Origin of the sequence: Arthrobacter sp. CAN_A212, assembly GCF_015752345.1 — a bacterium.
Classification (GTDB): Bacteria; Actinomycetota; Actinomycetes; order Actinomycetales; family Micrococcaceae; genus Arthrobacter_D.
The window spans coordinates 1-20,912 of record NZ_JADOUT010000011.1; the positions used below are offsets into that span (position 1 = coordinate 1).

The 20,912-nt window shown below is 63.3% G+C and carries 19 protein-coding genes and 3 pseudogenes; 12 read left to right on the plus strand and 10 right to left on the minus strand.

The features are described from left to right. Positions 1 to 297: 297 nt before the first annotated feature. Together IWX64_RS09645 and IWX64_RS09650 are read left to right on the plus strand one after the other, a co-directional pair. Positions 298 to 843 (plus strand): TetR/AcrR family transcriptional regulator, encoded by a 546-nt coding sequence (locus tag IWX64_RS09645; RefSeq protein WP_196866923.1) that lies wholly within the window; start codon positions 298 to 300, stop codon positions 841 to 843. Then, a complete protein-coding gene (locus tag IWX64_RS09650) occupies positions 840 to 2,417 on the plus strand; it encodes an MFS transporter (protein ID WP_334683229.1) in 1,578 nt (525 codons plus the stop codon). The genes IWX64_RS09645 and IWX64_RS09650 overlap by 4 nt, the downstream gene beginning before the upstream one ends. Positions 2,418 to 2,698: 281 nt before the next feature. Here IWX64_RS09650 and IWX64_RS09655 read toward each other — a convergent pair. The 5 genes and pseudogenes from IWX64_RS09655 to IWX64_RS09675 form a co-directional block, all read right to left on the minus strand. Further along, positions 2,699 to 3,262, minus strand: a pseudogene (locus IWX64_RS09655) (NADPH-dependent FMN reductase). Between the two features lie 396 nt (positions 3,263 to 3,658). Next, positions 3,659 to 4,912 carry an NAD(P)/FAD-dependent oxidoreductase gene (locus IWX64_RS09660; protein ID WP_196866924.1) on the minus strand — a complete coding sequence of 418 codons (1,254 nt, stop codon included), beginning with the start codon at positions 4,910 to 4,912 and terminating at the stop codon, positions 3,659 to 3,661. Next, complete coding sequence (locus IWX64_RS09665; RefSeq protein WP_334683230.1) at positions 4,909 to 5,634, minus strand: UBP-type zinc finger domain-containing protein; 726 nt, start codon at positions 5,632 to 5,634, stop codon at positions 4,909 to 4,911. The genes IWX64_RS09660 and IWX64_RS09665 overlap by 4 nt, the downstream gene beginning before the upstream one ends. Beyond that, positions 5,579 to 6,451: an NmrA/HSCARG family protein gene (locus IWX64_RS09670; RefSeq protein ID WP_196866926.1), complete on the minus strand. Its 873-nt coding sequence runs from the start codon at positions 6,449 to 6,451 to the stop codon at positions 5,579 to 5,581. The genes IWX64_RS09665 and IWX64_RS09670 overlap by 56 nt, the downstream gene beginning before the upstream one ends. A 630-nt stretch (positions 6,452 to 7,081) precedes the next feature. After that, a pseudogene (locus tag IWX64_RS09675) lies at positions 7,082 to 8,044 on the minus strand (IS4 family transposase); the annotation flags it as partial. Between the two features lie 496 nt (positions 8,045 to 8,540). Here IWX64_RS09675 and IWX64_RS09680 point away from each other — a divergent pair. After that, positions 8,541 to 8,897 carry a hypothetical protein gene (locus tag IWX64_RS09680; protein ID WP_196866927.1) on the plus strand — a complete coding sequence of 119 codons (357 nt, stop codon included), beginning with the start codon at positions 8,541 to 8,543 and terminating at the stop codon, positions 8,895 to 8,897. Next, positions 8,894 to 9,088: pseudogene (locus tag IWX64_RS17020) on the plus strand (DUF302 domain-containing protein); the annotation flags it as partial. The gene IWX64_RS09680 and the pseudogene IWX64_RS17020, both read left to right, overlap by 4 nt. A 173-nt stretch (positions 9,089 to 9,261) precedes the next feature. On the opposite strand, the gene IWX64_RS09690 reads toward IWX64_RS17020, so the two are convergent. After that, a complete protein-coding gene (locus IWX64_RS09690) occupies positions 9,262 to 9,591 on the minus strand; it encodes a DUF7793 family protein (protein WP_196866928.1) in 330 nt (109 codons plus the stop codon). 101 nt (positions 9,592 to 9,692) lie between these two features. Then, positions 9,693 to 10,817 carry a baeRF2 domain-containing protein gene (locus tag IWX64_RS09695; protein WP_196866929.1) on the minus strand — a complete coding sequence of 375 codons (1,125 nt, stop codon included), beginning with the start codon at positions 10,815 to 10,817 and terminating at the stop codon, positions 9,693 to 9,695. A 186-nt stretch (positions 10,818 to 11,003) separates the two neighbouring features. Between IWX64_RS09695 and IWX64_RS09700 the strand changes: the two genes are divergently transcribed. From IWX64_RS09700 to IWX64_RS09710, 3 genes are all read left to right on the plus strand, one after another. After that, on the plus strand, positions 11,004 to 11,681 hold the full coding sequence (locus IWX64_RS09700) for a phosphoribosyltransferase (RefSeq protein WP_196866930.1): 678 nt from the start codon (positions 11,004 to 11,006) through the stop codon (positions 11,679 to 11,681). 78 nt (positions 11,682 to 11,759) lie between these two features. Then, on the plus strand, positions 11,760 to 12,008 hold the full coding sequence (locus IWX64_RS09705; protein ID WP_196866931.1) for a hypothetical protein: 249 nt from the start codon (positions 11,760 to 11,762) through the stop codon (positions 12,006 to 12,008). A gap of 43 nt (positions 12,009 to 12,051) precedes the next feature. Continuing rightward, the gene (locus IWX64_RS09710) at positions 12,052 to 12,696 is read left to right on the plus strand and encodes an alpha-ketoglutarate-dependent dioxygenase AlkB family protein (protein WP_196866932.1); all 645 of its coding nucleotides are present in this window, start codon (positions 12,052 to 12,054) and stop codon (positions 12,694 to 12,696) included. 33 nt (positions 12,697 to 12,729) lie between these two features. Here the strand turns inward: IWX64_RS09710 and IWX64_RS09715 are convergent, their stop codons facing one another. Next, positions 12,730 to 13,245: a mycothiol transferase gene (locus tag IWX64_RS09715; protein ID WP_334683231.1), complete on the minus strand. Its 516-nt coding sequence runs from the start codon at positions 13,243 to 13,245 to the stop codon at positions 12,730 to 12,732. Positions 13,246 to 13,284: 39 nt separating this feature from the next. Continuing rightward, positions 13,285 to 13,980 carry a FadR/GntR family transcriptional regulator gene (locus IWX64_RS09720; protein ID WP_196866934.1) on the minus strand — a complete coding sequence of 232 codons (696 nt, stop codon included), beginning with the start codon at positions 13,978 to 13,980 and terminating at the stop codon, positions 13,285 to 13,287. 142 nt (positions 13,981 to 14,122) lie between these two features. Between IWX64_RS09720 and IWX64_RS09725 the strand changes: the two genes are divergently transcribed. Then, positions 14,123 to 15,352 (plus strand): alpha-hydroxy acid oxidase, encoded by a 1,230-nt coding sequence (locus IWX64_RS09725; RefSeq protein ID WP_196866935.1) that lies wholly within the window; start codon positions 14,123 to 14,125, stop codon positions 15,350 to 15,352. Positions 15,353 to 15,364: 12 nt separating this feature from the next. Here IWX64_RS09725 and IWX64_RS09730 read toward each other — a convergent pair whose 3' ends face one another. Continuing rightward, positions 15,365 to 16,330, minus strand: coding sequence for an alpha/beta hydrolase (locus IWX64_RS09730; protein WP_334683232.1), 966 nt, complete (start codon positions 16,328 to 16,330; stop codon positions 15,365 to 15,367). 117 nt (positions 16,331 to 16,447) lie between these two features. Between IWX64_RS09730 and IWX64_RS09735 the strand changes: the two genes are divergently transcribed. From IWX64_RS09735 to IWX64_RS09750, 4 genes are all read left to right on the plus strand, one after another. Continuing rightward, on the plus strand, positions 16,448 to 16,765 hold the full coding sequence (locus IWX64_RS09735; protein ID WP_196866937.1) for a hypothetical protein: 318 nt from the start codon (positions 16,448 to 16,450) through the stop codon (positions 16,763 to 16,765). A gap of 211 nt (positions 16,766 to 16,976) precedes the next feature. After that, positions 16,977 to 18,803, plus strand: a complete 1,827-nt coding sequence (locus IWX64_RS09740) for an S-layer homology domain-containing protein (RefSeq protein ID WP_196866938.1) — start codon at positions 16,977 to 16,979, stop codon at positions 18,801 to 18,803. Positions 18,804 to 18,952: 149 nt separating this feature from the next. After that, complete coding sequence (locus tag IWX64_RS09745; RefSeq protein ID WP_196866939.1) at positions 18,953 to 19,189, plus strand: hypothetical protein; 237 nt, start codon at positions 18,953 to 18,955, stop codon at positions 19,187 to 19,189. 47 nt (positions 19,190 to 19,236) lie between these two features. After that, complete coding sequence (locus tag IWX64_RS09750; protein ID WP_196867043.1) at positions 19,237 to 20,868, plus strand: ribonuclease J; 1,632 nt, start codon at positions 19,237 to 19,239, stop codon at positions 20,866 to 20,868. Positions 20,869 to 20,912 lie beyond the last annotated feature (44 nt).

A 20,912-nucleotide genomic window follows, 5' to 3' on the forward strand; every position in this document is an offset into this window, starting at 1 on the left:
AATCCGAGCCCACTGAGCATCCGACAAAACAGCAGTACGTGACATACCACCAGCATCCCAAAGACCTCACCGAACAATAAGGAGACACGCCCTAGGTTGTCCAGCCGGTATCAACCACTGTGCGTACAAGTCATTTTAATGACACCTCGGACGCGAGTTGGATGGCGTGACCATCCTGAGGTGACGACAGCCGGCGCTGGGCTGACCGCCCCCGAGAAGTCCAGGACACGGCCCATTTCAATGATCATGAAACCCAAGTGTGAGACATTTACGTCTCATTCGGGTATTGTGAGTCTCATGACGATTGATACATTGGTAGACAGTGCGATGGGTTTGTTGGCTTTGCGGCCTGCGGCGACGATGGATGAGATAGCGGAGAGTGCAGGTATCGGGCGGGCGACGCTATTCCGGCGCTTCGCGTCCCGAGACCTACTGGTCCGAGAACTGTCCAGGCAGGCTGTGTCGAGCTATGTGGATGTTGTGGCGGGTTCCACACTGCGGGAGGACCGACCATCGATTGCTTTGCGCCGCCTTGCGTGGGCATTAGCAGAACTGGCACCACGGTACGGTCTCCTCGCACTTCAACCGTTGTCGGAGCGTGTTGAATCGGAGATCCTCCTCGCTGCGGACGCAGCGGATGAGGAGATCAAGGATCTAATCAGACGCGGCCAATCCGGAGGAGAGTTTCGGGTTGACTTACCTGCCGAGTGGATTGCCCAGTCCCTGACCTGGCTCATCGTGGGCGCCGCGGACGGTCTTCGCCTGAAGACCGTGGCTGAAGCGGACGTTCCACGACTGGTCAGCGAGAGCATCCTCGCCATCGCAGCCAGGGGTGAATCGTGAGCGGCAGCCAGCCAAGTGATCCACTAGATCCGATCAGTCCGAAGAATCCGCTGAGGGCCGGACGGCGTGAGTGGGCAGCTTTGGTTTTCATTGCATTGGCCGTACTCCTGATCGCTATCGATGGGACGGTCCTCAGCCTGGCAATTCCGTTCATCAGCGCAGATCTGCAACCGACCTCGACCCAGATGCTCTGGATCGTAGACATTTACTCCTTCGTCCTGGCGGGACTGCTGGTCACGATGGGAACACTGGGTGACCGTATCGGCAGGCGTCGGCTGCTCCTGATAGGCGCCGCCGGCTTCGGTGCCGCTTCCGCCCTGATCGCATTCGCTCCGACAGCGGAGCTGCTTATCGCAGCACGTGCACTTCTTGGTATCGCAGGAGCGACCCTCCTCCCGTCGACCCTTTCACTGATCCGAAATATTTTCAGCGACCCGCGCCAGCGCACCCTAGCGATCGGCGTCTGGAGCGCCATGGCTGCCGGCGGGGCAGCGGCAGGGCCGATTCTCGGCGGAATACTGCTCGAACACTTCCCCTGGGGGTCAGTGTTCCTCATCAACATTCCAGTGATGGCCCTACTGCTGATCGCCGGACCCTGGACCATCCCTGAATCGAAGAATCCGGACCCAGGACACTTCGACGTCTGGAGCGCGATCCTTTCACTCGCGGCGGTCCTGCCCGTGGTCTACGGCATCAAAAACATCGTCGAACAAGGGCCCTCAACGCTCCTGCTGATGATCATGGCGGCAGGTTTCCTTGCAGGAACGGTCTTCGTTCGGAGACAAAAACGACTAACCCACCCGATGCTCGACATGCGCCTATTCAAGAACCGGATGTTCTCCGGGGCCGTCCTGACCAACCTGCTGACCATCTTCGCCTTCGTGGGACTGCTGTACTTTGGGTCGCAATACCTCCAACTCGTGCTGGCACTCGCACCGCTCGAGGCCGGGCTCGCGCTGCTTCCCGGCATGATCGCCTCACTCCTCGGATCACTCCTCGCTGCCCCCCTTGTCCAACGGATACAACTACACAGGTTGGTGGCAACGGGACTCCTCCTGGCGGCCAGCGGGTTCTTCCTCCTCACTCAGGTGCCCGTAGCCGGTACGCCGCTCCTCTTCGAGACAGCGTTCATCCTCGTCGGAGCAGGCCTCGGAGTCGTTGTCGCCCTGACCAACGACACAATCGTCAGTGCCGTCCCAGCGGAACGCGCCGGAGCAGCCTCAGCGGTCTCGGAAACAGCCTACGAACTCGGAACAGCACTAGGCACCGCGATCCTAGGTACCATCCTCGCAGCCTCCTACCGCGCCGGACTGGACTTCAGCTCACTCACCAACACTCCACAAGCCGATTCGAACCGCGAGAATGCCCGCGAAAGTATCAGCTCCGCACTCACCACCGCCGCCGACCTCCCAGACAATTCAGCTCAGACACTAATCGACCTCGCACGGACGGCATTCACCCAAGCAGTACACACCACCAGCTGGGTAGCCCTCGGCATCCTCCTGATCTGCGCCGCCCTAGCCCTCTTCGTGCTACGCGCCACCCCACACACCGAAGACACGGGCACCCCGTAACACACCTAATAAGGGAACCGGCCCGCTCGGTTCCGGATGACAAGGGAAGCCCACGGCCGTTCATTGTGCCACTTATCGTCGATGTGCAGTGGGTCTGTTGACATCGCTCGTCAGAAGTCGCGCGAGGTCAAGACTGCCTTCCGCCTATGAATCTTCTGCACAGAAGGGGCTTTCACAAGCCACTGAGGAGGCCAACCCGGGCCTCACCTAGGGTTGCCAAAAGTTGGCTTCCGCGACAGCAGGTATCAATAGGCCGGGCGACGACGTTCACGCCGGGGGCTCTAAACCGAACGTAGCGGCTTGAGCACTCCGGCCCACGCCTCCAGCTGATCGAACAGGACCGCAACGGCACCGTCGTGCTGGTGGCCGGGATTGAAAGTGGAGAAATTCTCGAAGTCGTTGAACAAGGAAAAGGAGAGCTGTTGACGAACGTCGGCGATTTGCAGCTCGGCGCTGATGCCGCGCAGGTGCTCAATCGCACGGGCGCCGCCGAGTGAGCCATAGGAGACGAAGCCGGCTGCCTTGTTGTTCCACTCCGCGTACAAGTAGTCGATGGCGTTCTTCAACACACCGGAGGTCGAGCGGTTGTACTCCGGAGTGACAAAGATAAACCCGTCATATTGGGCGATCTTGGCGGCTCACGTCTTGGTGTGCTCGTGCTCGTACTGGCCCATCGACGGCGGCAGCGCCTCATCGAGGTGGGGGAGCGGGTAGTCCAGGAGGTCAACCAGCTCATAGGTAGCGGTGCGAGCCTGGGCCTTCTCCACCACCCATTCGGCCACAGCCTGCCCGTTGCGACCGGGGCGGGTACTTCCAAGGATGACGGCGATCTTCAGGTCGCTCATGGGCGCGGGACTTTCTCTCGGTATGACTTGAACGTTCGCAGGATACCCAGAATAAAACGCATCGCATGAACATTCAAGTAAAGTCCGTGGTCGGGCACCCTCAATCCGCAACGTTCAAGGGAGTGCCGACGGCAGGCATCGCCGCTCCAAGGTGCACACCGTGGGGATGGGAAGTTGGTATCGCGGTCCGCGGAGGACCTCAAATGGGGCTACCCAAACCTGTCACAGTCACATCGACTTTTTGGAGGGATGACTCTGCCGGGCCCGAGGAAAGCACGATAGCCACCGCGACTAGAGCGACCTGACCGCTTCAGGGCGAACCCGTGACCGCCGGTGCGGCCAGCGCCCGCACGATTTCAGGACCGGGTCCACGAGCGGGTAGCCACCTTCCGGGGTTCATTCTCGTGCAAGGTACCGGTGCACTAACTGGACCGCCATGGCACCTTCACCGACCGCGGTGGCTACACGTTTGGTGGAGCCGTGTCGCACGTCGCCCGCCACGAAGAGACCCGGTCGGTTTGTCTCAAGCGGGTAAGGGTCGCGTCCCAGCGGCCAACCCAGGTCCACCAGCGGCCTTGGTAGGTCGTCACCGGTGAACAGGTAGCCTGCCGGGTCCAGGGCCAGACGGTCGTCGACGGCCCACTGCGTGCGCGGCTCGCCTCCGATGCAGAGAAACAGCGCGTGGGCCTCAACGGTCACGGCGCCGCGTTCGCGGTCTTGGTAGGTGATTTCACGGAGCCAGTTGTCACCAGCGACGGACGTAATGCTGACGCCGGTGAGGATCGTGACGTTGTCGGTGGCCTTCAAACGGTTTAGCAGATATGCGGACATCCTGGCAGCGGGGTCCTGCCCGCGTACCAGCAGGGTCACCGACCGGGCGAATTCCGCGAAATTCACGGCGGCCTGACCGGCCGAGTTCCCAGCTCCGACCACAAACACGTCCCTGCCTCGCGTGCCCGGAGCCTCGCTCGACGCCGCCCCGTAGTACACGCCCGCGTGCAGGAGCCCGTCGATCCCGGGGGCATCCAGACGGCGCCAGTCGACACCGCTGGCACTCAACACGGTACGCCCGGCCAGTTGAGCGCCGTCGGCCAGGTTCAGCAAAAGCCGCCCGTCCCGCTCGCCTCCGCTGACGACTTCGCGCGCCAGCAGGAGATCCGCGCCGAGCCGCTCCGCCTGGGAGCGGGCCCGCCCGGCGAGCTCAGCACCGCTGATGCCGTCCGGGAACCCCAGGTAGTTCTCGATCCGACTGCTTGTTCCCGCTTGCCCGCCGAAGGCCTCACTTTCCAAGACGGCCGTACTTAGTCCCTCGGAGGCGGCGTACACGGCCGCGGCCAGGCCCGCCGGACCGGCGCCGACGATCACGAGGTCGTAGGTATCTAGACGAGGCGCCCGGAGCAGTCCCAGTCCCCGGGCGAGTTCGACGATGCTTGGGTTGGTGAGCCGGGTTCCGTCCGGAAGCACACAGATGGCGTCTTGGCTATCCGACTCGTCGAGGTAGACGAAATTGACATCGTTGCGGGTCAGGAAGTCCCGCAACGGGTACGCGTGCCGGCCCCCGGTGACCACGACTCGACCAGTACCCCCGCCCGCTGGTAGGCCCTGTGCCGCGCCAGGCGTGGCCGGACTGGTGGGCGGTGTAGCGTTCATCGCCGGCCCACGCTGTGCGATGGCGCCGGAGCGGCGCCCCCGAGCTCAAACAGGAGGCTGTCGGGGTAGCAGAAGAACCAGTCCTCTCCGGGCTCGAAAGACCTGACAACCGGATGGTCGGCAACGCTCGCGTGTGCGGTTGCATGTCGGTTGGGGGAGCTATCGCAGCAGCCGACGTGGCCGCAGGCCTGGCATACCCTCAGGTGTACCCAGCGGCCGCCGGTCAGCAGACAGTCGTGGCATCCATCATCGCTCGGGGTGACTTCAACGATCGTGTCCAAGTGGGTGCAGGTCGGCACAGTTTGCTCCTTCAGGAATTCGGGGACGGCTGGCGTAGCAATATTGGCGATGGATTGAAGGTCACGGGCTGACCATGCCTCGAGCTGGCTCTGAGCTCCAACCACCCGAATCCGGTTGCCCCGAGCCAAAGGCCAATCAGGTGCGCGCACATGAGCAGCGAAGTAGTCGAGGTCGCGGTTTCCCGATCGCCTCGGCAGTAACTCTGGCGGCTTCTTCGGCGAGGTCCACGACGAGAACCTTCGCCCCGAGAGCGGCGATGTTTTAGCAGCTGCCTGCCCGATTCCACCGCCGCCCCCAGTAACGAGTGCGCCTTTACCGGCGCCTAAATGTGCCATATCCTCTGTGCTCTTTTTTCTTGGTTTGTGGTTAGGCGGAAGGGGTCCAGCCGGTGACCTCGAGCCAGCCGGGAAGGTCGAGGGCATCGGGGACTATCCTGCGGGTCCCAGTCAGATCGGCCCGGTAGGCGGGCAGGTTGGCGAACCAGCGGAACATGGCCTTCGAGTCTTCGTTGTCGCCGAGGACATCGACGGGCAGTGCCTCGTATCGGGCGGGCAGGTTCATCTTCTGGCCGATCGCGGTAGCGATTTCGGTGCCGGTTCGCTCATCGCCGGCGATCTCGATGCTTCCACCGGGGATCTCTGCGCCGAGCAGTGTCGCCGCTGCGACCCTGCCGACGTCGCGGACAGCGATCATCTGCAGCGGGATGCCGTCCGGGAGCGGGAGGCGGACTACGACCTCACGGTTCTCGATACTCGGGCCGGTGAAGGTGAAGTTGTCGATGAAGAACACCGGGCGGACGATCGTCGCGTTCAGGCCAAGTTGCTCGATGTGCTCCTCGACGCGGCGCTTGCTCTCGAAGTGTGGGATGCCGGAGTTGCGCTCCGCGCCGCCAACAGAACTGAACACGGTAAGCGGGACGCCGACCGAGGCCGTGGCGGCGGCCAGAGCAATACCCTGAGCAGTTTCTTTCTCAAGACCGTCTGCGGACCAGCCGGGCGTGGTCATGAAGAAAAATGCGTCCACCCCGGTCAGTGCCGCCTCCAGGGTGGCAGTGTCCGTGACATCAGCGTGGGCAAGTTCAACGCCGCGGCCAGCGAGGGCCAACGCTTTTGCAGATTCGGGCTGGCGGACAAGGGCGCGGACGGTCGCCCCGGCATTGAGGAGAGCGTCGACGACGGCGCCTCCCTGCTGTCCAGTGGCGCCGAAAACAGCGATCAGGCGGGGCATCGCGTCAGTCATATCGTTCCTACTGGTAGCAGTGCTGGTGTTGTCGAGTTACCTACCGACAAGTTCGTAAACGGCGGCGGATCTGTGACTTCAAAGTCGCTGCCATTGTCGAGAACGTGCATTGACGTTACGACGGGCAAGACCCACGGTCAAGACCTCAGTGAGAGTTATCTGATCGAGTTGTCCATAGCGTCATCAATCGCAGTCCGCCTCGCCTTAGTCATCGCAAGCAATCGCTCACAATTCGCTAGGAGGGTGCCTTATGCGTGCGGCAGTTACTCCTCCGATGTGTTGCGCCGAGTACACCCCCGGGGCTGCCCACTGGAGGACTCGGAGGAACAGAAATAGTCAGCGCGTTCGTCGTCGAGGAGCAGGAATAGCGTCGGCTGTGACCCTGATGAGCGTTGCGAGCCAGGACACGTCTTCCCAGCGTTCAGAGTCTATGAGCAAGGATAGTTTCGCTCCCGGCTAGGCCCAATACCGTTTACTTAGTCGACTCGGATGCTCGGTTTCGATATTCGTTTTAGTGGCCAGCCCGACATTTTGCGTTTGACGACGCGCGGGTTGCTGCGTTGTCGGCGTGGCGGCAGGAGGTCGTGGAGTATCTCTGCGCTGAAGCTGGCGAAGGCTTTCCGGAGTTTGTCAGGGGGAAAAAGCCGGGCGGTCGGCGAGGGTTCGCCGTGCTGCCCGGAGAGTGCGTGTGAACGAAAACCGTAAGGGGTCTTCTTCGAACAATTGGGCGACTTCGCCGATGAGGGACCGCAGGGCGTAATGAACGCAGAGGTAGCCGTAGATTTCCTGCAGGACCCCGTCGGAGGTTTTGGAGCGCAGGACGATTCCGGGGCCGCGTTGGTGGGTTTTGAGTTCGTCGAAGCAGGACTCGATTTCCCAGCGCCGTCCGTAGAGCTCTGCCAGGTCCTGTGCCGGTGCTGCGTGCGGGTCCAGGACGGTGGTGATGAGGCGGAAACTGCTGGTGTTCCCGCCGCTGGTGACGGTGTATTCAATCATTCGGACGGGGATTGCGTCCGTGTTGTTTCGGCGGGCCTTGGGGTTGGCGTAGAGCGCCGAGCGGTACGAACCGTCGGGCAGTTCCTCAAGCACCGGCAGGACGTTGCTGGCCTTCATGCGCCACAGTAGTGCCGCACCGGTTGCTGCGCTGTCCCTCCATGCGTGGTAGCTGAAGAACCCTCGGTCGGCCATCAGCAGCATGGAGGCGTCCAGGTCCGCGTGGAGCCCGGGAAACATGTCCTGTTCGGCAGTGTCGTAGCCGGCGACTACGGCCCCGATCACCGCATGTGTCCCGCATTCGACCAGTCCGAGTACCCGTGCCTGCGGGTACGCGCTCTTGATCAAGGTGGCCGTGCCTGGCCGTCCGTAGTACTTCTCGTTCGCTGGCGTGTCTGCAATGTCCAGGCATGTCCCGTCAACGCTGACCAGTCTCCAGGACTTGTAAAATCCGCTGCCTCCAGGCGCCGCGAGGGGCTTCGCTGCCTCCGCGAAAAGTTCAGCCATTACCGTCGAGCCCAGCCGGGTGCGCGCCTTGAAAATCGCGGCTTTCGTTGGCATCTGCCAATCTTTGAAGCGGCCCGTAATCCACTCCATGCCTCGACAGTAGCGGGCACCTAGGCCACGTACACGATGGAGTATTTGAAGATCATGAACCCAACCTATGGCCGAGATCCGTCGGGGTCTCGAAAGAATCGGACACTAGATCGGTAGGCCTGATCGGAGCACCCGGACTCGAGGGCGGTGGAACTTGATCACCATGGCCAGCTGCTTCGGCAATAGACCAGTGGGGCTCGTAATCCTTCGGTGCACCGTGGAACTATTTGCCTGCGCGGACCGTAAACCCGTCAGCTCATCCATGCGCTGTGCTGATGCCCTCCGAGCCGCAGAACAAGCTCAGATCCCGCAACGATAAGGACTTCAGCGTCCCGGCAGCCGAAAACGGGGAGGCCGTATCACCGGGTCCTAATCCGCAAATTCTGCTATCGGATCACTTCAGCTTGTCATAAGGTGGGTTATCGGCGTTATCTGATATGTGATATGGGGTGTGATACCGCCCTTGATACAGCATGCGTTTCATGGAATGATGTACCGCATGACAGCTGTTGCAGGAGCCCGTGGCGGGCTAAAGGCACATCAGGATTCCATCCGTCTTCCCGATACCGAGCTGGTTCGCGACTTGCGCGACATTCTCGGGGCGAAGCTGGTTGCATACATCGGCTCGGTGAAGGAAACCCGCGCCGTGCGCCAATGGGCCGATGGCGAACGAAGGCCCTCGTCCGAGGTGATGACACGGTTGCGCCATGCCTATCATGCGGCCGCGTTGCTTGCTGAGCGGGACTCCCGCGCCGTGGTCCAGGCGTGGTTCCAAGGCGTGAATCCCCAGCTGGACGATGTCCCGCCGGCGCGGCTGCTGCGAGAAGGCCGGGTTGAGGATGCGGCACCGAGATAGATGTCCGTGCCACCTTCACAAAGAAGCTTGGCCAGAAGGCTGGAGATGACATTGGTGACTACATCATCCTCGGTGCCTGCAACCCTCAGCTGGCCCAACGCGGGATCACCGGGGAACCGCAACTCGGCGCCCTGCTGCCCTGCAACGTCGTGGTACGACGTGCACCTGAAGCCACTGAAACAACCATAGAAACCATCGACCCCCAAACCATGGTCCAGCTCAGCGACACCGAAGCGACCCGCGACGTCGCAAACGATGCCGACAACCGACTCAAACGAGCCCTCCACACCATCACCGAAAAATCACCCGGATCCTGATAGCTTCACTGTCGCCGATTGTCCGTCGAAGTATCTGCCGGCGTGCCTTATGGGGATGGCTCCAGAAGCCATGCGATGGCTTCTGCCTCGTCGGTGAAAAACTGGGTGGGAGTTGCCGAGGTGTAGGCAAAAGCGGTCATGACCATACTCACCTGATCCATCCCCAGCACCGCTGTCTTCGACGAACACGTATCTTCGATCAGGAGCTCGCGGGCCTCCCGTGTGATCCGTTCGACGGAACCAGTGTGAACCAGGAGTGGCCGTCTCCCAGCGCCGGAAACCGCTTCGACAGCTCCAATGGTCTCGCGCACATCGCCACCGGTAATGGTCACACCCGGAGCCCACCTGATCCTGTTGAAATCCGGCTCAAAACTCATGACGAACCTCTTGGCAACCGCCCCCATACTCATTCCCACAGCATTGCACAGGGCACCGACACAATTGGGGGAGAGGAAGAGGTGGGCCGCGTGGGAGTGCGCTAGGTCGAGGATCCGTTCGGCCAACGCAGCAGAGCCGCGATCCGGTGCGGGTCCAGCGCACCCGGCGGGAACAGCACCACGTGAGCGTCGGTGAGAGCCGCGGCCCGGAGCAGGGCCGAGGGCGCCGTGATCGTCCCGACCAGGCGGGTGCCGGCCGTCTCGTTCGTCGATGCTGCAAGCCACGGCTCGGCCGCGAGCGCCAGGAGCCGCTGCTCGCCCCACGCCGCCCGCTCCAGCAACAGTGTTCCCACCTGGGCTCGCTGCAGGGCGTGCACCACCGCACCGAGGCCCACTGCGGACTCCGGGTGGTCGCGGCCCAGCTGGCTGTCCAACCGCTCCAACAACCGCTGTTGCTCCGCGTCGATACTGGCCGCTACCCGTTCGGCGACCAGCCGTGCGAAAGCGTCACGGTCCGCCCCGTCGGTGCGGGTGTGACTTTCGATCACCGACAGGATGGCTTTGCTTGCCTCGGATAGGTGTTCGGCGACCAGATTCCGCGCCCGGATATCCCCGGCAATAATCAACAGTCGCGCCCGGCAGTTGCGGACCACCCGGTCAATCTCGCCCGCCAGCTCTGCGGCGTTGGCCCGCCAAATGTTCTCTGTGCGGTGGAGGTATCCGCCCTGCGATGCCCCGCCACCCGGAATCTTCTTGAGGTTCTCGGTGGAGCCTTCCACTTCGGTACTCACGTCGTCCGCCATGTTGGCGTGATGCAGATGGATGACCCCACCGTCGCGCCCCGCCTCCGCCACCACGTAGGCGAACGCATCCGGGCGGTGATGCACCAGGGGCACCAGGTTGGGGACCGGGCCGACGTCGATCACCTGCGGCATCACCAGCTCGCCGGGGAGAAACTCGTCGAACTCGACCTCACCGTCGTTGACCAGGAGGAACCGCGCCACCGGATCGGGCAAACCCTTCGCGGACCGGGTCAGGGCAACCCGAATCGCCTTGAGGTCTGCCTTGTCCGCGCCCGCCCGGTACAGCGTTCCCGCGATCAGTTCGGGGCGGGCGTCATCGGCGTGCAGGGAATCACCAGCGCCCGTACTGGCGTCGGTGTAGACGGTGCCCCACGGTCCGGGCCGCCTATAAAGGCCGGCGTGCGTGTGCAGTGCGCTGCTCACGTCGTCTCCCCCATCGTCCGGCGTTCGCAACAGCGGGGTCGCGACGCTCTGGCTCGTTCTCCTGCGGTGCCCCGCTCATTCATGGCGGGCCTCCTGGTTCCTTGAGATGATCGACTTTCGTCGGACCGGAAATGTAGGGTTGCATTCGGTTTACCACTCATCGCCGACGATGAATAGGCCCAGAAGATGCGAATTACATCGACAGCTCCCCGCAGGTTCCACGACAGGCAGGACGCCGGCCGCCAACTCGCCCGCGAGCTGCACGCGCTGGCCGGAATCCCGGATCTTTTGGTACTGGGTCTTCCCCGCGGCGGGGTGCCTGTCGCGGCCGAAATCGCCCGGGTGTTGCAGTGCCAGCTCGACGTCGTTCTGGTCCGCAAGGTGGGGGTGCCCGGTTTCGCCGAACTCGCGATGGGCGCCGTGGCCGCCATCGGCGGCAACCGCAGCACCGTCCGGAACGAGGGGGTACTGGCAGGGCTGGCCGGCGATGGGAACACCATCTTCGAAGCGGCTGCCTCCCGCGAACGGATCGAGCTGGCACGCCGCGACCTGCTGTACCGCTCGGAACGGCTGCCGCCCACGGTGAAGGACCGCAGTGTGGTGTTGGTCGACGACGGCGTCGCCACCGGGGCGACCCTCCGCGCGGCCGTCGAGACTGTCCGGCAGCTGCAACCCAAGCAGCTGATGGTGGCCGTCCCGGTGTTTCTGGGGCAGTCCCTGGCCGACACTCAAACGGTGGCGGACCGGACGTTCTGGCTGTGGGATGCGCCGTCACTTGGGTCGGTGGGGCAGGCGTACCGGCACTTTGAGCCGGTGCCCGACGAGGAGGTCATCAGGTTGCTACAAGGCGGCCCGCGGGAATAGATGGGATTGGCGTGCGGTTGACATAACTAGATAGCTGGCACGAGCTGGCACCATCGGCTCAACCCCTGGAGGCCCAGCATGCCCACCACCTGCATCAAGACCGACCCCTGCCGCACCAACCCCACGCCCGGCACTGGCAGCCGGATCCGCAGCCTGCGCGCCCTCAAACGAGGGGACCGGATCGAGGCGCGGATGCAGGCCGACGTGCTCTACCGCGGGCTGGTCGAAGAGACCGCCCCCGGACTCGGCACCGTCTGGATGCGCGATGAAACCGCCGATTCACGGTTGGCACTCAGCCAGGACGACTTTACCTTCTGGACCACCTAGACACCTGCACCCCTCATCGAACAATTTCGGCCAGAATAAGGGCATGGAATCCTTACTGCCCCGGGAGCGCAGCGAGCCCTCGCCGGGCGCCGTCCACCTGCCAGGGTGGCTCAGCCTTAAGCAGCAGCAGGAGCTGATCGATGCCTGCCGAAAGTGGGCCACGGGCCCTGTCCCCATGCGTGCCGCGCGGATGCCCAATGGCTCAATGATGTCGGTCAAGACCGTGTGTCTGGGCTGGCACTGGCAGCCATACCGGTACACGAGGACCGCCGACGACGCCGGTGGTGGACAGGTCGCCGAGTTCCCCGATTGGCTGGTCCAGCTGGGCCGCGACGCCGTAGCCGCGGCGTACGGCGACCCCGCCAACTATGCCCCGGATGCCGCCCTGATCAATTTCTACGACGACGACGCCGCTATGGGCATGCACCAGGACAAGGATGAGGTGGCATCCGCACCGGTGGTTTCGCTGAGCATCGGCGACTCCTGCATTTTCCGCTTCGGCAACACCGAAACCAGGAACAAACCCTGGACCGATCTCACCCTCGAATCCGGTGACCTGTTTGTGTTTGGTGGGCCCTCCCGGTTTGCCTACCACGGCGTGACCAAGACTTATCCTGGCTCGGCGGATCCAGCGCTAGGACTCAAGGGCCGGTTGAATCTGACGCTGCGCGAAACGGGCCTGTCGTAGGCCGAAGGGCTGTTCGTCTCCCCGGCGTCCTGCCTAGATCAGCAGGCCGCGCACGTACGCCGCCTGCCCGGCGTGCTGCATGCAGTCTTCCACCACACTGACCAATCGCACCCGCAAGGTGACGGGTGGGTCCCAGGACGCATCGAGGATACGGTCCAGATCCACTTCGCCAAGGCCAGCGATGTATTCCAGCGTGCGGGAGTGGACGGCGTCGTAGTACTCCACCAGGAGCTCCGCAGAAGCGGGGCGGACCTTCTCCACCTGTGACGAGGAATGACCGTAACCGGTGTCGGCAGGATCCAGGTCCAGGCCGAATCGCTCCGCCCACCCCTCCCTCAGCCACAGTTCCGGGAGCTGGGCGGCGTCGGCAATGTGGTTGTCCTGGACCCGGGTGAGGTGCCAGATCAGCCAGGCGACCGAGTTTCCCTTGCCATTACCGGTGGCAGTGGGACGCACCATGAGTTGGTCGGCGTCCAGGCCGCTGACCGCTCGGCGAATGGCGTCCGGCATCCTTCCGAACGCCTCCTCGAGGATCTCCGTTGATGTCACAGCTCCTGCCTCCTTCATAGGTTTCGGGTTCGATCCAGGCTATAAGCCGGCCTCGCGGTAGAACCCTTCGATGTGCGCGGCAATCAGGGCTGCCGGGTTGCCGCCAAGTCTGGCGCCGTCGTCGTCCCCGCGGATCGCCTGATGAATGGCCCGATGCTCCGACCTGAGACGCGCGGCGGTGGTGTTCCAATCCGGGAGGCGGCTGGTGAGTTGCTGGGTGTAGGTTTCGATCGACCCCCGGAGCGAGGACATCATCGCCCCGATCAGCACGTTTCCGGCAGCCTCGGCGAGCGCCACATGGAAGAGCGCGTCGAGCCGCAGAAACTCGGCGGCAGCCAGACCAGGGGCGTCCATTTCGTCGAGTAGTGCCGCGGCGGTTGCCATCGAGGGCGCTGCGGCGCGGGCGTGGCCGGCGGCCCACGTTTCGAGCAACAGTCTGGTCTGGACGATATCCTCCACCGGAAGGTGGGAGCTGGCGACGTGGAAGCGCAGGGCTGAGCCGAGGGCCAGTGCAGGGTTCGCGGTGATCACCGTCCCTGCGCCCGGACCGGATCCCACCCCCGCGCGGACCACCCCCATCGCTTCGAGGACGCGGATGCCTTCCCGCGCCGAGGCGCGGGAGATATTCAGCTGCTCTGCGACAGCCCGCTCGCCGGGTAGCCGCTGGCCAACGGCCAGGCGGCCGGCAGCGAGCTCCGCTTCGATCCAGGATAGGACCAACTCATGGTTGCGCATCCACCCATCGTACTCAGTGGTCCGACCACACACGAGGAAAGTCCGCACAAAGCGCTGCAAGGGTTGCGCGGTCAATCCTGAGGACGGTAGGGTCAACCTCACGCCCTGTGGTCCTACCACACCGGATTAGAGCGAGGTCAGCATGCCGTCCCAGATTCCTCCAGCACTCAAGCGACGCTTCCCGAAGGTCGGTGACCTGGCGCCCCTGATGCAGTTCAGAAAGCCGGAGCTGGGCTCCGCAGCGCGGCTGAAGCGGGCAAGTACCATCTGGGACCTGCGGGATCAGGCGAAGAGGCGAACTCCCACCGCCCCCTTCGACTACACGGACGGCGCGGCCGAAGCTGAGATCACCCTGCGCCGGGCGCGCGGCGCCTTCCTGGATCTGGAGTTCCGTCCAGGCATCCTCCGCAACGTCGAGACCGTCGATTCCTCCGTGTCGGTGCTGGGCAAACAGTCCTCCCAGCCGTTTGGAATTGCCCCCACCGGTTTCACCCGGATGATGCAGTCAGAGGGCGAGTACGCTGGATCGCAGGCGGCCGAGGCCGCAGGGATCCCCTACACGCTGTCCACCATGGGCACCGCTTCCATCGAGGATGTCGCAGCGGCCGCCCCCCACGGGCGGAACTGGTTCCAGCTCTACCTCTGGACCGACCGGGATCGGTCGATGGAACTCATCGACCGGGCTGCCAGGGCCGGCAACGACACCCTGATGGTCACCGTCGACACCGCTGTCGCCGGGTCACGGCTGCGGGATGTACGCAATGGCCTCACCATCCCGCCTGCGCTGACCGCGAAGACCGTCCTGGACGCGTCCTACCGCCCGGCCTGGTGGTTCAACTTCCTGACGCACGAACCGCTGGCCTTCGCGTCGCTGTCCCGGTACTCCGGCACGGTGGCAGACCTGATCAATTCCATGTTCGACCCCACCCTGACCTACGAGGACCTCGACTGGCTCCGCGACGTCTGGAAGGGCAACCTGGTGGTGAAGGGCATCCAGACCGTCGACGACGCGAAGAAGGCCGTCGACCACGGCGTGGACGGACTGGTGCTGTCCAACCATGGGGGCCGGCAACTCGACCGCGCCCCAATCCCCCTGCATCTGGTCCCGGACGTAGCTGCGGCGCTCAAGGGCAAGACCACCATCATGCTGGATACCGGGATCATGAGTGGCGGCGACATAGTGGCGGCAATGGCTCTCGGCGCGGACTTCACCCTGATCGGGCGGGCCTACCTGTACGGGCTGATGGCCGGCGGGCGGGCCGGTGTGGACCGCGCCATCGAGATTCTCAGCAAGGAGACCGCCAGGACCATGCAGCTACTCGGCGTGAACCGGGTGGAGGACCTGAACCCGGACCATGTGCGACTGCTCTAGCAGCACAGTGGACTAATCTCCCCGTAGTGCACGTCGGGCATCGGCCTGCCGGTTCCTCCCCTCTTCCACCAGGGCGTCGCTATTCGTGGCGTTCCCCCTCACCTCGGTTGCCGCGCCCTTGATCTCCTCGGTAACGTTCTCGAGGACGTCCTGCGGATCAACCTCCACCCCTTCATCCGGGAGTTCCGGGATCCGGTCGATGCCGCCGTCGTCACCCGCTGACCCGCGGCCGGCATGATCGACGCAGAGGCGCGCCACTTCCCGGGCATGCGCGTGCATGACCGAGTGCGCCGCACCCTCCACCTCGAACGCGCTCGATCTCGGGAGCCGGTCGGAGAGGGCTGCAATCCACTCAGGCGGGCAGACGTCGTCGTACTGTCCGCGGATCAGGAGTGTATCGGCCTGGATCCTGGCTGCCACATCCTCGATCCGGTAGGCCAGCATGTTGGGCAGCACCCGAAAGAACCAGTTGAAACCGCAGAACAGGTAGGCGGTCACCGCAAGCACCTTCACGCGAAAAGGTTCACGCCAGCTGGACGTAGCGAACCGCCACGCCTGGGCGGGTAGGTTCCGGTGGTCGGCGTCGACCACCGGGCTGATCAGGACGATGGTGCTCAGCCCGGGCCGGCGGGACGCCAAATCGGCAACCACCTGGGTTCCCATTGAGTGGCCCACCACTACCGGATCAGGAGCGTCCAGGGAGTCGATGACGTCGCCGAGAAGGTCGGCGTACTCGCTCATCGACAGGCCACTCCCGTTGTGGGGCACGCCCCCGAATCCCGGCAGATCCAGCGCATACACGGGTCCAAACTGTTCCAGATGGGGCGCCAACTGTTCGAAGTAGTGAGAAGACACTCCAATGCCGCACACCAGGACGAACGGACGATCCCCGCGGGTGCCGACGGAACTAACCCGGGTCCAAAGATCTCCGCTATACACACGATCGACGCGAATTCTTTCCGCTTTATTTCTGCCCACGTTCTATTGTCAACCACAAAACTTGCGGACACCCGTTTTGGGTCTAGTATCAATCTTGAAACCGCCCCTTGAAGCGCGTTTCAATCACAACTGGGGACAACCGAATGGAGCCGGCGGATGCATTATCCGTTGCAGTACCGCCGTGCCCGCGCACTGGTTTACGCAGTCCTGGTGTTCTGGCTGTGGGCCTGGCTGGGGAGCGGCTTTTTCATCACCAACCTCTTCGGATCGCCCGTTTACGCCCTCCTGGCCATGTATGCGCTGGCCGTTGCGATCCTTGTCTCCTTCCCGATTTTTCTGCTGGCCATCCTCCGGATGCTGCTGACCCGGCCACGCCCAACCGGCGCCGTCGTCACCTCCCTCGGCACCAGACGGGGCTCAGCCCTGCCACCGTCTCCCGAGTCCGAATCGTGGTTTTCGGGCAAAGCTTCCTGACCGAGGGAAAACCTGCGGTAATCCTTCGGGTATTTCGGAAAGGCTTTGACAAATTGGGCGGTGCCCGTCGCAATCACAAATCTATGCTTTTGAGGTGACCTTTTAGAGGTTCGGTACCCGTTCGTGCCGAACCTTGTTTTGTGTAGGACCTCCCGGGATCTGCCGCAAAGCGGTCAGGTCTCTCGCCCCGGTTGAGTAAGGGAATAAACATATGCGCGTCTTCACGCGATCCGCCGCGGCCCTCACCGGCCTGATTCTGCTGGCCTCGAGTTTCACCACCATGACCGCCGCACCAGCGATCGCGGCGCCGGTCTCCCCGGAAGACAAAGCAATTGTTGAACCGAATGACGGCACACCGCGCTCCATTCACACCTACGAGCCCGGCTACGACTTCGAAACCGGTGGTCAGCCTCAGGAAGTGCTCGGTGAGGGCGGAGCGGCTCAGCCCCAGGATGTCCCCGCAAACCTCGAACCGATGCAGCGTCAGGGCGTTATCAAGGTCAAGCTGGTGACGGTGCAACTTGCCGACAACGCCGGTCAGATCTCAATGGCCAACGCCGTGAACTCCGTAAATGTCTCGAGCAACTACTGGAAGGCAATGTCCAACAACCGGCTCTCCATGTCGGTCACCTCCCAGGTAGCGGGACACAAGACCAAGGCAAAATCCACCTGGTCCTACAACGAGATCATGAACCAGGTGACCAGCGAGCTGCGCTGGACCTACAGCCCCTACTCGGCCCTCGTCGTCTTCATCCCGTCGGCCCTCCCCGGCGGAATCCTCGGTTATGGCTGGAGCAGCAATGGCACCAGCGGCCGCGTTCTGATGCCGCAAATGAGCAACTTCACCACCAACGTGGTTGCCCACGAATTTGGGCACGTCCTCGGCCTCATGCATGCTGACGCACTGCAGTGTGGCAGCGGAGCCTCAGACACCGGTGTCACCAACGGCCGGTTCACTGACCCGACCTGCTACGTCCGCGAGTACGCCGACACGATGGACCTGATGGGCTCCGCCCAGTGGTTCCAGACCCCGGTCATCAGCGCTAGCTTCTGGGACTACGGAAAGTTCGGTCGCGGCGACGAAATCCGCAACACCGGGGTTGCCTCCGGACGCAAAACCTACACCCTGAGGCCCTGGGCAGGAACGGCCTCCAACCGGGCAATCAAGTTCACCGATCCGGTGAGCCGCGAGGTGTATTACCTCGAGCACCGGGCACCGGTCGGCTATGACCAGGCGCTTGCAGTCAACGGCAACTTCGGAGTGAAGATCACCCAGCTCGGTGGAGCTGCCCCAAACGCCTCACTGATCCTCATGCCCTCCACCAAGCCGTTCCCCGGTTACTACGCTGCCAACCACGCCTGGAAGCCAGGAAGCACCTTTGTCACCGCTGCCGGCACCCGTGTGACGATCAACACCGTATCCACGACCGCCGCCACGGTGACCGTCGAGGTCGGCGGGCCCTTCTGGGACATCGGAACCTCCGGGTTCCGCGGCGAGATTGAGTGGCTCTATTCCAGGGGACTCACCACCGGCTACACCGATGGCACCTACCGACCCCTCGCCACCATGAACCGCGACGCCATGGCAGCGTTCATCTACCGGCATGCCGGAAGCCCCCGCTTCACTGCGCCGGCACGGAGCCCGTTCAAGGACGTGCCCACCAACAGCCAGTACTACAAGGAAATCGCCTGGATGGAATCCGTGGGACTCGCCACCGGGTGGAGCGACGGCACCTACCGGCCGCTGATGTCCATCAACCGCGACGCGATGGCAGCGTTCCTGTACCGGTACACGGCTGACGCCTGCAACCTGGGCGGGGCGGCCGGATTCACCGCCCCCACGGCCGCACCCTTCACGGACGTTCCCCGGGGCGCGGAGTTCTATAAGGAGATCTCCTGGATGAAGCATTCCGGAGTGTCCACCGGATACGACGACAGAACCTTCCGCCCCCTGGAAGGCATCACCCGTGAAGCCATGGCCGCATTCGTGTACCGAGTGGACGGTGTGCAGAAGCAGCTGGGCGGCTGCAAGCTCTAACACGTTAGATCGAAGTACTCCGCAAGGGCGGCAGGGTCACCTGCCGCCCTTGCGGGTTTAACGCTTCCCATCCACCGGCGCTGAACCGCTGCAGGTCACCGACCGCCCGGAATACGGCATGGTAGCGTACCTTCCAGTAAGGTAAATAGGTGGACTTCTCCCTCGAACTACCGGCAGGCCATGTGTATTCCTGCCCGCTGAACCCGCAGCCAACACTGCAGGCAGCCGAGCGGACCACCACTTTCGACCTGGCGGCAGTCTCCCGCCACCGGGTAAGCGGCAAAGTTGCCCGCGCCCATGAGGGACAACAGATTTCGGCCGGTCACGGCCACCCTGCGGCTATCCGCAGCTCGCACACCCCCATCGAAAACGAGTTAATACTGTGAACAACAAGACCACCCTGAACACACCCCCTAACCTCGCGCGGGGCGCGATGCGCATTGTCGCCCTCGGAGGGCTCGGCGAAATTGGCCGCAATATGACCGTGTTCGAGTTCAACGGCAAACTTTTGATCGTCGACTGCGGCGTGCTTTTCCCCGAGGAAGTGCATCCCGGCGTCAACCTGATCCTCCCCGACTTTTCGGCCATCCGGGACCGGCTACAGGACATTGTCGGCGTCGTGCTGACCCACGGCCACGAGGACCACATTGGTGGTATCCCCTACCTCCTGAAGGAACGGGCCGACATCCCCCTGATCGGTTCACGCCTGACCCTGGCCTTCATCAAGGCCAAGCTCAAGGAACACCGCATTACCCCGAAGACCATCCAGGTTGAGGAAGGCGCCCGGAAACCGATGGGTCCTTTTGACCTCGAATTCCTCGCCGTCAACCACTCCATCCCCGACAGCCTGGCGGTAGCCATCCGCACCAGCGCCGGAATGGTGCTGCACACGGGCGACTTCAAGATGGACCAGTTCCCCCTTGACCGGCGTATCACCGACCTCGTTGGTTTCGCCCGGCTGGGCACCGAGGGCGTCGACTTGTTCCTCACTGACTCCACCAACGCCGACGTTCCCGGCTTCACCACCTCGGAGAAGGACCTGCTGCCTGCCATCGATACGGTCTTCCGTACCGCCCCGCGCCGGATCATCGTTTCCAGCTTCGCCAGCCACATCCACCGGATCCAGCAGGTCATCGACACCGCGCACCGGCATCACCGCAAGGTGGCCTTCGTGGGCCGCTCGATGGTCCGCAACATGACCATTGCCCGCGAGCTGGGCTACCTCACCATCCCCCGCGGCATCCTCGTGGACTTCAAGAAACTGCAGCAGGCAGACGACCACAAGGTGGTCCTCATCTGCACCGGCTCCCAGGGCGAGCCCCTGGCCGCGCTGTCCCGCATGGCAGGTGGCGACCACGCCATCCGCATTGGCCAAGGCGACACGGTTCTGCTGGCCAGTTCGCTGATCCCGGGCAACGAGAACGCCATCTACGGTGTCATCAACTCCCTCACCCAGCTGGGCGCCAACGTGGTCCACAAGGGCAACGCGAAGGTGCACGTCTCCGGTCACGCGAGTGCCGGCGAGCTGGCCTACTGCTACAACATCGTCAAGCCCCGCAACGTCATGCCGGTGCACGGAGAATGGCGTCACCTCAAGGCCAATGAGGCCATCGCCGTCGCCACCGGCGTGGATCCCAAGAATGTGATTCTCGCTGAGGACGGCACCACCATTGATCTGATCGACGGCAAGGCAACCATCTCGGGCAAGATCCCTGCCGGGCTGGTCTTCGTCGACGGCGACAGCGTGGGCCACACCACCGAGGACACCCTTGAGGAACGGCGCCGTCTCGCCGAGGAAGGCGCAGTCACCGTGCTCGCCATCATGGATGCGAAGACCGGTGAAATGGCCGAGCCACTCGAATTCTTCACGAAGGGCTTCGAGTGCAGCCAGGACGACCTCGACAAGGCGTCCGAGGCGATCGAGAAGTCCCTGTCCAACCCGGGTGGGCGCCGCGGTGGCGGCAACAACGATCCTGAAGAGGTCATCGAACGGGCAACTGCGTCCTGGATGCGCCGGTTCTACAACCGGACGCCAGTGGTGACCGCGATCGTCGTCGACGCCTAACTACCTGAGGAATGCCCGCCGCCCCGGACCCTCTGTGGTGGGGA